This window comes from Bartonella sp. AP280QHHD (assembly GCF_042196125.1).
GTDB lineage: Bacteria > Pseudomonadota > Alphaproteobacteria > Rhizobiales > Rhizobiaceae > Bartonella.
The window spans coordinates 263,926-277,535 of sequence record NZ_JBHIPQ010000038.1 but is presented as its reverse complement, the minus strand read 5'-3'; the positions used below and the strand labels follow the sequence as shown (position 1 = coordinate 277,535).

The 13,610-nt window shown below is 38.2% G+C and carries 11 protein-coding genes; 4 read left to right on the top strand and 7 right to left on the bottom strand.

Annotated elements, in window-relative coordinates:
- Window positions 1-108: 108 nt before the first annotated feature.
- From aroQ to acnA, 6 genes are all read right to left on the bottom strand, one after another.
- Window positions 109-561, bottom strand: a complete 453-nt coding sequence (gene aroQ / locus ACFIMK_RS06020; RefSeq protein WP_375611431.1) for a type II 3-dehydroquinate dehydratase — start codon at window positions 559-561, stop codon at window positions 109-111.
- A 54-nt stretch (window positions 562-615) separates the two neighbouring features.
- Window positions 616-1,749, bottom strand: a complete 1,134-nt coding sequence (recF, locus tag ACFIMK_RS06015; RefSeq protein WP_375611469.1) for a DNA replication/repair protein RecF — start codon at window positions 1,747-1,749, stop codon at window positions 616-618.
- Window positions 1,750-1,769: 20 nt separating this feature from the next.
- Complete coding sequence (dnaN, locus tag ACFIMK_RS06010) at window positions 1,770-2,891, bottom strand: DNA polymerase III subunit beta (protein WP_375638165.1); 1,122 nt, start codon at window positions 2,889-2,891, stop codon at window positions 1,770-1,772.
- Window positions 2,892-3,077: 186 nt separating this feature from the next.
- Complete coding sequence (dnaA, locus tag ACFIMK_RS06005) at window positions 3,078-4,649, bottom strand: chromosomal replication initiator protein DnaA (protein WP_375638164.1); 1,572 nt, start codon at window positions 4,647-4,649, stop codon at window positions 3,078-3,080.
- Between the two features lie 701 nt (window positions 4,650-5,350).
- Complete coding sequence (gene rpsT, locus ACFIMK_RS06000) at window positions 5,351-5,617, bottom strand: 30S ribosomal protein S20 (protein WP_273790272.1); 267 nt, start codon at window positions 5,615-5,617, stop codon at window positions 5,351-5,353.
- 237 nt (window positions 5,618-5,854) lie between these two features.
- The gene (gene acnA / locus ACFIMK_RS05995) at window positions 5,855-8,542 is read right to left on the bottom strand and encodes an aconitate hydratase AcnA (RefSeq protein WP_375612829.1); all 2,688 of its coding nucleotides are present in this window, start codon (window positions 8,540-8,542) and stop codon (window positions 5,855-5,857) included.
- Window positions 8,543-8,837: 295 nt separating this feature from the next.
- Between acnA and ccmA the strand changes: the two genes are divergently transcribed.
- The 4 genes from ccmA to ACFIMK_RS05975 all read left to right on the top strand — a co-directional run bounded on the left by ccmA (window position 8,838) and on the right by ACFIMK_RS05975 (window position 11,758).
- Window positions 8,838-9,449 carry a heme ABC exporter ATP-binding protein CcmA gene (ccmA, locus tag ACFIMK_RS05990; protein ID WP_375611428.1) on the top strand — a complete coding sequence of 204 codons (612 nt, stop codon included), beginning with the start codon at window positions 8,838-8,840 and terminating at the stop codon, window positions 9,447-9,449.
- Window positions 9,450-9,460: 11 nt separating this feature from the next.
- The gene (gene ccmB, locus ACFIMK_RS05985; protein WP_375611427.1) at window positions 9,461-10,126 is read left to right on the top strand and encodes a heme exporter protein CcmB; all 666 of its coding nucleotides are present in this window, start codon (window positions 9,461-9,463) and stop codon (window positions 10,124-10,126) included.
- Window positions 10,127-10,172: 46 nt separating this feature from the next.
- The gene (locus tag ACFIMK_RS05980; RefSeq protein WP_375630513.1) at window positions 10,173-10,952 is read left to right on the top strand and encodes a heme ABC transporter permease; all 780 of its coding nucleotides are present in this window, start codon (window positions 10,173-10,175) and stop codon (window positions 10,950-10,952) included.
- 191 nt (window positions 10,953-11,143) lie between these two features.
- Window positions 11,144-11,758, top strand: coding sequence for a DsbE family thiol:disulfide interchange protein (locus tag ACFIMK_RS05975; RefSeq protein ID WP_375630725.1), 615 nt, complete (start codon window positions 11,144-11,146; stop codon window positions 11,756-11,758).
- 845 nt (window positions 11,759-12,603) lie between these two features.
- Here ACFIMK_RS05975 and ACFIMK_RS05970 read toward each other — a convergent pair.
- Entirely contained in the window at window positions 12,604-13,605 is a 1,002-nt protein-coding gene (locus ACFIMK_RS05970; RefSeq protein ID WP_375637203.1) for an Hsp33 family molecular chaperone, read from the bottom strand.
- Window positions 13,606-13,610 lie beyond the last annotated feature (5 nt).

Genomic DNA, 13,610 nt, shown 5'->3' with positions numbered 1-13,610 from the left:
CACTAAAAACTGTCATAAATATATACCTCACATTGTACAGATTTGAAAATAATTATCAAGAGAATTAAATGCCTATATTACTCTTATTAAACGCTTACTCTTTACCTATCACAATTTAATTGTTTTGCTTAATTGTTTTGCAATATACTCAAGTGCAAACCGATATCCATCACCTCCACACCCAGTTATGATAGCGTCTACACCTGCAGATGTATAAGAATGGTGACGAAAAGCTTCACGCTGATAAATATGAGATAAATGAACTTCTACTTTCGGCCCTGAAAACATTTTTAGAGCATCAAGAAGTGCAACAGATGTATGACTGTAAGCCGCTGGGTTAATGATCAATCCAGAACTTGCCTCTATTGCTTCTTGTATCCATGCCACTAATTGCCCTTCATAGTTACTTTGATAAAAATTTATTATAATATCATTTTTTTTTGCCCATTCTCTGCATCTTTTTTCAATATCTTCTAGAGTTTCAGTTCCATAAATTTCTGGCTCACGTTGACCTAGAAAATTTAAATTAGGACCATTTAAAATCGTTATTATCTCTGACATAGCAAGCCTTTTCTTTCAGACCTATCACTTATTAAAAAAATATTTAGCATGTTTTTACGGCAATAAAGCTCCATCCTTAATCTCAAAGAATTCTGCGCGTCCTTTTAAGTCATCAAATAAAAGACGATCTGTTCCTGTCATAAATGTTTGTACAGCTAAATCATCAAGAATATCAAATAGAGCAGCACGTCGATGCGAATCAAGATGGGCAGCCATTTCATCAAGAAGAAGAATAGGAGATCTTTCCGACATCATACCTGTTAGACGTGCATGACACAAAACTAAACCTGTTAGCAGCGCTTTTTGTTCACCTGTTGAACAAGATGTTGCTGCTCTATTTTTATCAGCATAAAAAACCTGCAAATCTGCACGATGTGGTCCTTCTAACGTCCGACCAGCAGCACGATCCATTGCGCGATTATGCCGCAATCGATCACAAAATTGTTCTTCAACTTCAGTTGCTGATATTTCACTAAGAGCTGTTTCTAAAAAACCATCAATTTGCAAAAAAGCTCGTGGAAAAGGTATCTGTGAGGGCATTTGTGTAAACATGTCATTTAAAAGACGAATAACATCAACACGCGCCGCAGAAATAGCTGTCGCCAATTCTGCCATTTGCTTTTCTAAAGCATCAAACCAAGCACAATCTTCATTTCCATCTAAAAACAAACGATTACGTGCGCGCATAGCTCTATCATAATCGGCTATGCGGCGCCTATGCAAGGGATCAATCGCCAAAACCATACGGTCCAAAAAACTACGGCGCTCAAGTGAAGGACCTGTAAAAAGACCATCCATAGACGGTGTTAGGACACTAATATGACAATAATCTGTTAGGCAATCACTCGACTCATTCACACCATTAATATGGACCTTTCGACTGTTATCGCTAACCTCAAAAGCTGTACCAATCTTTACTTCACCATAAAGAGCGCATTCAAGACGCGCAAATACAACAAATCCTCCACCACCACCATCTACAAAACTAACGTCAGAATAAACAGCACGCCGCAAACCACGACCAGGAGAAAGAAAAGATAACGCCTCTAAAAGATTCGTCTTACCAGCACCATTATGGCCAGTAAAAACCACATGCTGACCAGAAAAATGAATATTGAAAAAAGAATAATTGCGATAACGTAAAAGCTTCAGCTGCCTCACTGCCACTTTGTGCACATGACTGGCCATGCATTGCAAAACAACTGCCCCTAAACGCGAATAGGCATCAGTACATAGAGCACATCCGCATCATCATTATCACGAATCAGAGCTGGTGCTCCAGCCTCAGCCAACATAAAAACCATCTCATCACTTGAAAGCTGCCCAGCAATATCCAAAAGATAACGTGAATTAAATCCTATCTCAAGCGGTTCAGATGCATAAGTTACTGATAATTGATCTTCTGCACTGCCCGAATCTGGGCTATTAACAACAAGCCTTAACTGTCCATGCTCAATCGTTAATTTAACTGCACGCCCCCGATCACTTGAAATCGTTGAAACACGATCAACTGCAGAAGAAAAGTCCTGCCTATTAACAATTAATTCTTTATCATTTCCAAGAGGGATAACACGTTGATAATCTGGAAATGTTCCATCAATTAATTTTGATGTAAAAATCACAGAGCCTATAGAAAAACGAATTTTTGTCTCCGAAAGCTCTATACATACATCGCTATCATTTTCTTCTGAAAGAAGTTTTTGCAATTCTCCTACAGCTTTACGGGGAACAATAACACTAGGCATTCCCTCAACTCCCGAAGGAGCTTCCATCTCAACTTGTGCCAAACGATGACCATCAGTTGCAACCAAACGCAATTTCAAAACACCATCATTAATAATATGGAAATAAATACCATTAAGATAATAACGGGTTTCTTCAGTAGAAATGGCAAATTGTGTACAATCAAGTAAATGTTTTAAGCCTGATGCCGATAAAGAAAAACGATAACCAAATTGCCCAGGAAGCGACTCTGGAAAGTCTGCCTTCGGAAGACATTGAAGCTGAAAATGTGCACAACCCGAAACAACGGACATTGTACCTGCTTGATTCTCATCGAGGGATAATACAACTTCATTGCTATCAGGAAGTTTTCGAATGATATCATAGAGCAAATGTGCCGGAACAGTTGTTGCTCCAGCTTGTTTAACATTAACTGCAAAAGATTCCATAACCTCTAAATCAAGGTCTGTTGCTTTTAACTGTACACGGCCATTTTCTGCATCAATCAACACATTCGATAAAATAGGAACAGTATTACGGCGCTCTACCACACGGTGAACCCGACCAAGAGACTTGAGAAATTGACTGCGATCAACTGTAATCCGCATAAAAGCCCCGTATGATTTACTAAAAACTATAAGAATTCTTTAGACTTAAAGAATAGACCCTCTTTAAGAATCGCCTGCTAGAGTTTATTAAACCTCTCTTAAAATGGCAAGTCACTCCTGCATAAGAAAAAATAAATCTTTTCATTAAATTCTTTAAAGTCTCTCCAAAGAAAGAAACGATAAACACTATACAGCCTGTTCTCCAATCAACCGCTTAAGCAACTCAAGTTCCTTAGCCAAGGTCTGATCACCACAAACCAAATCTTCAATTTTACGCACAGCGTGTAAAACTGTTGTATGATCACGCCCACCAAAACGGCGCCCAATTTCTGGTAATGAGCGAGGAGTTAATACTTTTGCTAAATACATTGCAACTTGCCGTGGCTTCACAACCGTACGTGTTCGACGATTAGATAACAAGTCCTGTTTAGAAACATTATAATGGCGTGCTACCGTACGCTGAATTTCTTCAATCCGAATACGCTTAGGTTCACTAGGACGTGTCAAATGACCTAATAACTCATCAATCCGCTCTAAAGATAAATCAGACTCAAAAGATTGACGAAACAAGAGCTGATTAAACGCACCTTCAATATCACGCCCCGACCCTAAAACCGTTTTCGCAATATATTCCAAGATATCATCAGAAATTGATACCATGCCATCATCTTGTTGTGCCACCTTCAACCGCTGGCGCAACATTTGCAAACGCATTTCATAATCTGGTGCTTCAATTTCAAGAGCTACCCCTCCCTGAAGACGAGAGCGAACGCGAAGATCAAGCGATTCTAATTCTGCTGGTGGACGATCTGCAGCGACAACAACCTGTTTTGCACTATCAAGCAACATATTAAGCAAATGGCAAAACTCATGTTGTATCGACTTACCCTGCAAAAACTGCATATCATCAATAATCAAAAGGTCGATATCACGAAGCTGTTCTTTAAAAGAAAGAGCATCATTATCACGAATAGCTGTTGCAAAACGCCACATAAAATATTCAGCAGTTAAATAAATAACGCGCGCAGACGTTAAACGCTTCAATGCAGAAGCAGCAATCGCTTGAAGCAAATGTGTTTTTCCTAAGCCAACAGATGCGTGAATAAAAAGAGGATTAAAACGTAAGGCACTTTTATGCCCCTCTGCAATGGAACGCGCAGCTGCTAAAGCAACACGATTAGAAGCCCCCTCAACAAAACTTTCAAAAGTATAGCGAGAATCAAGTGGAGATCCAAAAACTCCCGTTTGAGAATTCTTAACTGAATGCTCTGCGCAACTTTCAACAAAAGATGAAGTCGCCTGCTCCTCTAGCACAACAGGAGGAACACTTCTTTTACAAACGACATCTCTTGAAACGCGTTCCATACCACGAACAATAACTTCAACACGAAGAATTGCTGAATTCTCTTGTTTCCATAAATGAGTCAAAAGAGAACCATAGTGATTATTAATCCATGAACGTAAAAAAGCAGTAGGAACAGAAAGCTTTACAAGAGTATGACTATATTCAGCAAGCTTCACACGTCCAAACCAACTGGTATAAGCCTCAACACCAACCTGCACCTTTAATTGCGCCATAACACGTATAAAAGCCGCCGCACTTTCCTCCTCTGAAACAATAGAATGCCCTATAGAAGCATTTCTACAAACGTTCTCATCACTTTCCGTCATCCTATTCTTTATTATGTTCTCTGCCGACAGGATATTTACCGAAACCCTTTTAAAGGAACTAGCTTTAGAGTTCAATTTATCCACCATCTTCCATCCTGATAAAAATAAAATTTTGTCCTGCCAAACAACTAAAATAAATCTAGCGAAGGCAAAACGCCCTACCCCAAATAAGATTACTCACCCTCCCCTAGGATAGCCTCATCACAACCCTACTAACAAAGATGACCAATAAGATTTACTTGCACTCATGATATGACCCACCCTTCTAAAATGGTAAACATATCCATTAAGAAAACTAAAAAACCGTCAGAAAACCTCTCCAACACAAAAGTTTCGAAAAGCCTAAATCAAAACATCTTGTATTCAACAAAATACAGAATAATGCGCTGATGTGACCCCTTCATGCTTCTTAGTCTTCATAAGAACCATACAAAACAGCAGAGGTAAAATGCAAGAGGTCAAAATAAAATCAAAAAACCCGAAAAAAATGCTTATATTAATGAGGACTGAAAAAAATATTGATTCAATTCATTTTTTTTCTCTAAATTTACCAATAATTAAAGAATCTCTTCAGATTTAAAAAAAAAAATAAAATGCTTGACAAAAAAGACTCTGTACAAATCCACAAAGCTTGTGGATAACCATACCTCCCTCTATAAACTTTCTCTCCTTTTTCAAGTGGAGAATCATTATCGATTCTTATTTTCAATAGAAACTTTTGAAATAATAAACAAAAAGCCAGCATCCTCATGGATACTGGCTTTGTTCTCAATTAAAGGAGAAAAAGCTTAAACGCTGAGAGCCTTCAAACGTTTAGCTAAACGCGATACTTTCCTCGCAGCAGCATTTTTATGAAAAACCCCTTTAGAAACTGCACGCATAATTTCAGGCTCAAAATTCTTAAATGCAATCTCTGCAGATGCCTTATCGCCACCCGCTAAAGCATCATCAAACTTACGTATAAAAGTACGAACGCGTGAACGGCGGGCCTTATTAACCTGTGTGCGCGCCGCAACCTTGCGCACCGCTTTTCGAGCAGAAGGTGTATTCGCCATAAATATAATCTCTCTTTCAACACCTTGGTAAAATGAGTCTCAATAACAACTCTACCAATATAAATAAATCCAACCCAAGCAAAACTATAAAGCTGCCTATAACCGTGTGGATTATAGCGCAATCCTAAAGCTAACGTCAATTAGATTTTCAAAGATAGCCATAAAAAAACGAAGCCAAACTCTTTGATCCGCAACTTTATAGCTTAATAATAGATATTCCTTAACAAACAAAAGAATTTAAACGGCTAACTTACGCAAGACATATTGCAAAATTCCACCATGATGCAAATAATCTAGCTCATCTTCAGTATCAACACGGCATAATAATGGAACGGTTTTTACCGTACCATCAGAAAAAGTAATTTTCGCTACAGTCTTTTGACGAGGTTTCAAGTTATGAATCCCTTCAATTGTCACCTTTTCATCTCCCTTTAAGCCTAAAGATTTCCAACTTAGCCCCTCCTCAAAAACAAAAGGGACAATGCCCATACCAACAAGATTAGAGCGATGAATCCTTTCAAAAGACTGCACAATCACTGCTTTGACACCAAGAAGATTGGTCCCCTTGGCAGCCCAATCGCGGGATGATCCATTACCATATTCAATACCTGCAAAAACAACGAGTGGAATACCTTCTTGTTTATACGCCATTGCTGCATCATAAATGGTTTGTTCTACCGCTGACGGATAATGAACCGTATAACCTCCTTCTCGACCATTTTCCCCTAACATGAAATTACGAATGCGAATATTGGCAAAGGTCCCACGCACCATAACTTCATGATTCCCACGACGCGTTCCATACTGATTAAAATCAGCCACTTTAACACCATGATCCATTAAATATTTTCCGGCAGGAGAAGCTGCTTTAATAGAACCAGCAGGAGAAATATGATCCGTCGTGATTTTATCACCAAATAAACCTAAAATCCGTGCATCTTTAATATCTGGTAAGATATCAGGTGTTTTCTGCATATCATCGAAATAAGGTGGATTGCGTACATAGGTGGATTGCTCATCCCAAGAATAGGTAGAACCCGTAGGAATCTGAACTTTTTGCCAATTTTCATCTCCCTTAAAAACATCTGCATACTTTTCGGCAAAAACCTTCCGCGTGACATTTTTTTCGATAAACTCCTGTATTTCTTGAGAAGTTGGCCAAATATCTCTCAAATAAATGGGGTGGCCATTTGAATCTTCACCTAGAGGCTCCTTGGTTAAATCTTTACACACCGTCCCGATGAGCGCATGTGCAACAACTAATGGTGGTGAAGCTAAATAATTCGCTTGCACATCAGGGGAAACACGCCCTTCAAAATTACGATTTCCTGAAAGAACCGCAGATGCAATTATACCATTGTCATTAATCGTTTTGGAAATAGCTGGATGCAAAGGACCAGAATTCCCAATACATGTTGTGCACCCAAATCCTACTAAGTTAAATCCTAATGCATCTAAATCTTTTTGCAGACCCGAATTTTGAAGGTAAGCTTCAACGACTTGTGAACCAGGTGCAAGAGAAGTTTTTACCCATGGTTTACTCTTAAGACCCTTTGCCACAGCATTTCGTGCCAAAAGACCCGCTGCAATAAGAACACTTGGATTCGATGTATTCGTACACGACGTAATCGCAGCGATCACCACATCACCGTGACCAAGCGTATATTCTTCACCCTCAACCTGATAACGCTTATCTTGTCCAGAAGTCTTCTTATAGTCTTCGACCAATGCCTTCTCAAAACCCTGCCCAACATTTTCCAATGCAATACGTCCTTCAGGACGTTTAGGACCAGCCATAGAAGGGACAACGGTTCCCATATCTAATTCAATTGTATCACTAAAAATGGGATGAGCCACCATTTCATCATGCCACATCCCTTGTGCTTTGGTGTAAGCCTCCACTAAGGCAATCCGACTTTCATCACGCCCTGTCATATTGAGATAACGCACTGTCTCCTTATCAATTGGAAAAAAACCACACGTTGCTCCATATTCAGGTGCCATATTTCCAATCGTTGCCCGATCAGCAAGCGTCATATGCTCCAAACCAGGACCAAAAAACTCAACAAATTTACCGACAACACCCTTCCGACGTAGCATTTGGGTCACCGTTAATACGAGATCGGTGGCTGTTACACCTTCCTTAAGTTTACCTGTTAGACGAAAACCAATCACTTCAGGTAACAACATAGAAACAGGTTGGCCTAACATTGCTGCTTCTGCTTCAATACCACCCACACCCCAACCTAAAACCCCTAAACCATTTACCATAGTCGTATGCGAATCAGTTCCCACACAGGTGTCAGGATAAATCGTCTCACAGCCCTCTTCATTCTTCATCCATACACATTGTGCTAAATATTCTAAGTTAACCTGATGACAAATCCCTGTTCCTGGAGGAACAACGCGAAAATTTTGAAAGGCTTGTTGCCCCCATTTAAGGAAACGATAGCGTTCACCATTGCGTTCATATTCATGCTCAACGTTTTCCTTAAAAGCCATGGAATTGCCAAAAGCATCAACAATAACTGAGTGATCAATGATGAGATCAACGGGAATGAGAGGATTAATTTTTTCAGCGTTACCGCCAAGTTTAACCATAGCATCACGCATTGCAGAAAGATCAACAACTGCTGGAACACCTGTAAAATCCTGCATAAGAACACGTGCAGGACGGTAAGCAATTTCTGCCCCAGCGCTCCCTTTGTCGTTTAACCACTTAGCAACATTGAAGATATCCTCTTTTTTAACTGTGCGACCATCTTCGAATCGCAATAAATTTTCGAGAATAACTTTCATCGAAAACGGTAAACGAGAAACACCTTCAAGTCCGTTCTTCTCCGCTTCAATCAAGCTATAATAAGTATATTCTTTGCCACCAACATTTAATACTCTACGACAATTAAAGCTATCAATTTGAGTCATGACTGTCCACCCTCATACTATAACCACCCAATTTCCAGGAATGAACAACACAAACTACGAGTCAAGGTCGCAGCTTGAGCGCAGACGCAATTACCTCCGCCATCCATTTCCCCCTCCACCCTCTAGGCATAATGCGGAAATCAGCGCCAGAAACCATTTTACACCAGATATTGATGTAAGGTATCCCTTATAGAACTATTTCTAGAACTATTCTAGGTACAATTGCATAAAAAATGTGTTTTTTATTCTATAATGCAATAAAGAATATGAAAATAAAAACAAAATAGGCAATCACATGGTGTTATCAGGCAAAGATTTAGCCGCTTACAGAAACGAGGAAATTCTGTTTCAAGGTCTTTCTTTTTGTTTATTTTCACAGCAACTTATGACAATCACCGGTCCTAATGGTATCGGAAAGTCTACATTACTCCGAATCATTGTCGGTCTTCTTGAGGCTGCTGAAGGTCATATAATACTTAAAGACCATGATCAAATATACCCTGTTGCAACTGCTTGTCATTATCTTGGTCCTCAAAATGCTATGAAACCTCTCTTATCTGTCATTGATAATTTGCAATTTTGGGCAGATTTTTACGGTCAACATTTACGTTTTGCGCATGAAGCTCTTGCCGATATTGGTCTTTCTAACCTTGAACATTTACCCTTTAACGCTCTGTCAACTGGACAACAAAGACGCGTAGCTATTGCTCGCCTTTTGCTCTCCTATCGTCCTCTTTGGATTTTAGATGAACCAATATCTGGGCTTGATAACCATGCTCAAAAACTCCTCGCTCGTATTTTCCAGCGTCATCTCAATCAAGGTGGTATGATTATCGCTGCAACTCATAATTCCATAGGCATTCCAGAAAACCATAAAATCGCTCTGGAAAAATTTTTACCTCTCTAGGAGAGAATAAAATGAAAGCACTGTTCTGGCGTGATCTTAAACTATTATTAGCGCTACAAGCCACTTCACTAACAGGATTATTGTTTTTTATCGCTGTTGTTGTCATAACCCCCTTTGCCATTGGACCAGATCCCAAAACTCTTGCACAAATAGGACCAGGTATATTGTGGTTTGGAGCCCTTCTTGCAGGACTCCTCAATCTGAACAAACTTTTCCAAATCGATCGCGATGATGGTAATCTCGACCAATTTATCCTTTCAGGAAAAAGACAAAGTTTTACACTAATTGTCTTTACAAAATGTCTTGCCCATTGGGTAGGAACAATGCTTCCTCTTATTTTTGCCACACCTATTTTAGCCCTCATGCTCCATTTAGATGTAGTAATAACTTTTACAACAATACTTACCCTTTTATGCGGAACACCAGCTATTATTTTTATTGGTGCTATAGGCGCTGCACTCGCAACCTCATTGTTGCACAGTACTTTGCTTATTTTTATCATTATCTTGCCGTGGATCATTCCAATTATGATTTTTGGTGTTTCGGCTGCTACAGCCCCAATAAACCCAAATACCTCTTTTCTTACTTCCCTAGCTCTTCTCAGTGCTTTTTCACTTCTTTTGAGTCTCTTTAGCTCTTTTGTTGCTGCAATAACGCTTAAACTTTTATCAGAATAATAAAAGATGATTGCCGCATAGCAAAACTCTGCCTATTATGAATTTTATGAATGAACTATCTCGTACATATAAAATCAGGTCACTCCCTGCAAGTTTCACCCTTTTCATGAAAATAAGCAGTATCGTCTTACCTTGGTTGGCCGGCATAACATTGTGTTTCCTTATCTTAGGGCTTATGCTGGTGATGCATTCTCCTGATGACTATCAACAAGGCATTACTGTTAAGATTATGTACCTTCATGTTCCCTTTGCGTGGTTGTCTACATTCTGCTATGTAACGATGAGTGCAGCGGCATTAGGAAATCTGATTTGGAAATATCATCTTGCTGATGTAGCACTTAAATGTGGAGCGCCTATAGGGGCAATTTTTACCGCCTTGGCTCTCATGACAGGAGCGCTTTGGGGGCGACCTACATGGGGAACATGGTGGGTCTGGGATGCACGGTTAACATCAGTTTTAATTCTGCTTTTTATCTATCTCTCCATTATCCTGCTTGGGCGTGCTTTTGACAACCAAGTAAAAGCCGCTCGTGCTACTGCAATTCTTACACTTGTTGGATTTGTTAATATCCCTGTTATTAAATTTTCCGTTAATTGGTGGAATACATTGCATCAACCAGCATCATTGTTACGTGCTGGAGGATCAACAATCGACAATGCTATGTTATGGCCCCTTATAACAATGCTCTTTTGTTTTATCTTTATGTTTATTGTGCTTTATTTGATGGCTATGCGAAATGAAATCAATAGTCATTATATCCGAATACTTCAGATTAAAAAATCCCGTCGTGCACAACAACAGGACGCTTCATCATGCTCGACCTAAATGGCATCCACAGCGGACTTTTAGGAAATCTATCTCAGAAAATTGATTTTTTCCTTAGCACCCTTAAACACGAGCAAATTGTTGTTTTAAGCTATGTGCTTTCTGCAATATCCCTCTTATGTCTTATTGGATATATTCTTTGCAAAGCTCTATACCAAAAAAAAATTCTCCAACAACTAAACAAAAAAGAGCTGTCACAAAAAGAAAAGTATAATGAAAAACATCCCTCCAAACTTAAAAAAAATATATCTTTGCCTGTTCTGCTTGTTTTTTTTGGACCATTTGTTCTTTTTCTTCTTCTCATGGTGCTTTTTTTCAATTTTATGGATAAAAAACACCTTCAAGATTCTTCTCTTCTCCCAAACGCATTGGCTGAAAAACCTGCTCCCAATATTCATCTTCCTCTTCTTGATAAAGAAAGTTATCTCAATTCAAAACAGTTTAAAGGACGTGTCACATTGGTCAATTTTTGGGGCTCTTGGTGTCTGCCCTGTCGCGAAGAACATCCTATTCTTATGCAAATTGCACAAGATAAACGTTTTGATCTGATTGGTATTAATTATAAAGATAATAAAACAAATGCCCTGCGTTTTTTAAACAGTTTTGGTAATCCTTTTAAATTTATTGGCTTTGATGTTTCAGGATATACAGCCATTGATTGGGGAATATATGGCCCCCCAGAAACCTTTCTCTTGAATAAAGAGAGCATCATTATTGCCAAACATGTTGGTCCCTTAACGTGGCAAATTTATCAAAAAAAAATTCTACCAAAAATTGAACAAGCGATTATGACAGAAGAAAAATAAAATAATGCAGGTTTGTAAAAACATAACGTTTTATCATGCTATGTATGCTATTTTATTTATACGGACCCGCATTCTTCTTAGAAAAATTTTACAAGAGCATTACCATTGTTGATTCAAAAACATGTGTAAAGAAATATCTGTTTGGGAGCTTTATTTTTGATTACTTGGACAAAACAATATTGCTATAGAACCATCGTTAGATTAGTGACAGCAACCAACTATTATTTTCAAAGTCATGTAGTATTTTGTCTTCGCTTTTTATCTAAAATGCACATTGTTATGAGGGGACTTCACCACTATTCTCATCTTTATAAAATAATAAATCTGCTCTTTTGCAGCGTCATTGTTATATTTATTCCCATTACACTTATCTGTTTGTAATAGACTCCATAAAGTCTATATTGAATCTATACATTCTTATTCTCTCGATAATTTCCCTTATGATTATAACTAATAAGCTTTATTGAGTCTTAATAAGATAAATTCGAGTAAGAAAATATGACTACAATCAAAAAGTCTCATTTAACAGAGAAGATAAGTTATGAGTACATACTCAATCTATCAATGAAAATTATAAAAGAATTCATTGTAAGAAATAAACTTTTGAGATGTAAAAAGTATAAAAGAAGCTTTTTCGAGAGGAGAAAATATATTTTACAGAGAACTCTTTTTTAAGCACTCTATAACGTAATTACTGATCTCAACAGAACGATCACTCGTATACACTAAAAAAACTCTAAGACAAGAAATATTCTAGAAGTTCATATGAGCTTATGCGTAAACTTTTATGACGCAAATAAAATAGGCTTTTGTTGCAATCATCATTTTTTATGAAAAATATTTGATTATGTTTTTTCTTCTAAAAATTCTTGCGGTGTAAAACAATATGTTTTTGAGCAAAATTCACATGTGACTGAAATATATTTATTTTTAACCATTTTATTGCGTTCATCAATAGAAAAGCCTTCTAGGATTCCTTTAATTTTTTCGTGTGAACAAGAACATTGATCGACAAGAGAAAAAGGATTAAAAACTCTAACACCTTGTTCATGAAAAAGACGGAACAAGAGCTGTTTACTACCGACTTGGGGATCTGTTAATTCTGAACTTTCAATCGTTTCCATGAGTATTTTAGATTCCTGCCATTGGTTATCCAATTGGGTATGAGTTTTCGTTTCTTCTCGCTTTTGATGAGGGGCATCTATTTTATGATGAGACGATTCTTGGGGTAAAAGTTGGATCAAAATACCTCCAGCTCGCCAGCTTTTCTGCGGTTTTCCTTGTTGGTCACGATTAATTAATATAGCAACAGCCAGACGGATATCGGTAGGAATTTGTTCTGATTGATCAAAATAAATACGAGAAGCTTCTTGTAAATTTGATCCATCTAATGCAACTATCCCTTGATAGGGTTGCATATGGGGACCTTGATCAATTGTGAAGGCTAAAGTGCCTTTTCCTAAAAGTGTTTCTGAAGAGGTTTGACCATTGTCTATGGCTTGTTTCAGCTGTTCTTTATCAAAACGAGCGTATCCACGTAAACTGGAAGGAGGCGAAAAATCGCACACCAACATATTAACCGGTCCATCGGAATGGGTTTGTAGAATAAATTTTCCCGTAAGTTTTAGAGAAGTTCCAAGCAGAACCGTTAAAAGTAAAGCTTCTGCCAGAAGATAAGAAACCGGTTCAGGGTATTGATGTCTGTTAAGAATAGAATTTAAAGTTTCCCCAAGTTGTACGGCACGCCCACGGATATCAAGTTCTTCAACTTGAAAGGGAATAACACTATCATCTTCATGCAAGAAGTTGTTGTTGAGAGAGGCTTCATCTTTAGCTTGTTCACTCATAGCTT

Bases quoted from the DNA above. Each gene is read 5' to 3' on its own strand.
- dnaA (WP_375638164.1), bottom strand. From the start codon at position 4,649: ATGGTGGATAAATTGAACTCTAAAGCTAGTTCCTTTAAAAGGGTTTCG.
- recF (WP_375611469.1), bottom strand. From the start codon at position 1,749: ATGGCCAGTCATGTGCACAAAGTGGCAGTGAGGCAGCTGAAGCTTTTA.
- ccmA (WP_375611428.1), top strand. From the start codon at position 8,838: ATGGTGTTATCAGGCAAAGATTTAGCCGCTTACAGAAACGAGGAAATT.
- ACFIMK_RS05970 (WP_375637203.1), bottom strand. From the start codon at position 13,605: ATGAGTGAACAAGCTAAAGATGAAGCCTCTCTCAACAACAACTTCTTG.
- rpsT (WP_273790272.1), bottom strand. From the start codon at position 5,617: ATGGCGAATACACCTTCTGCTCGAAAAGCGGTGCGCAAGGTTGCGGCG.
- dnaN (WP_375638165.1), bottom strand. From the start codon at position 2,891: ATGCGGATTACAGTTGATCGCAGTCAATTTCTCAAGTCTCTTGGTCGG.
- aroQ (WP_375611431.1), bottom strand. From the start codon at position 561: ATGTCAGAGATAATAACGATTTTAAATGGTCCTAATTTAAATTTTCTA.
- acnA (WP_375612829.1), bottom strand. From the start codon at position 8,542: ATGACTCAAATTGATAGCTTTAATTGTCGTAGAGTATTAAATGTTGGT.
- ccmB (WP_375611427.1), top strand. From the start codon at position 9,461: ATGAAAGCACTGTTCTGGCGTGATCTTAAACTATTATTAGCGCTACAA.
- ACFIMK_RS05980 (WP_375630513.1), top strand. From the start codon at position 10,173: ATGAATGAACTATCTCGTACATATAAAATCAGGTCACTCCCTGCAAGT.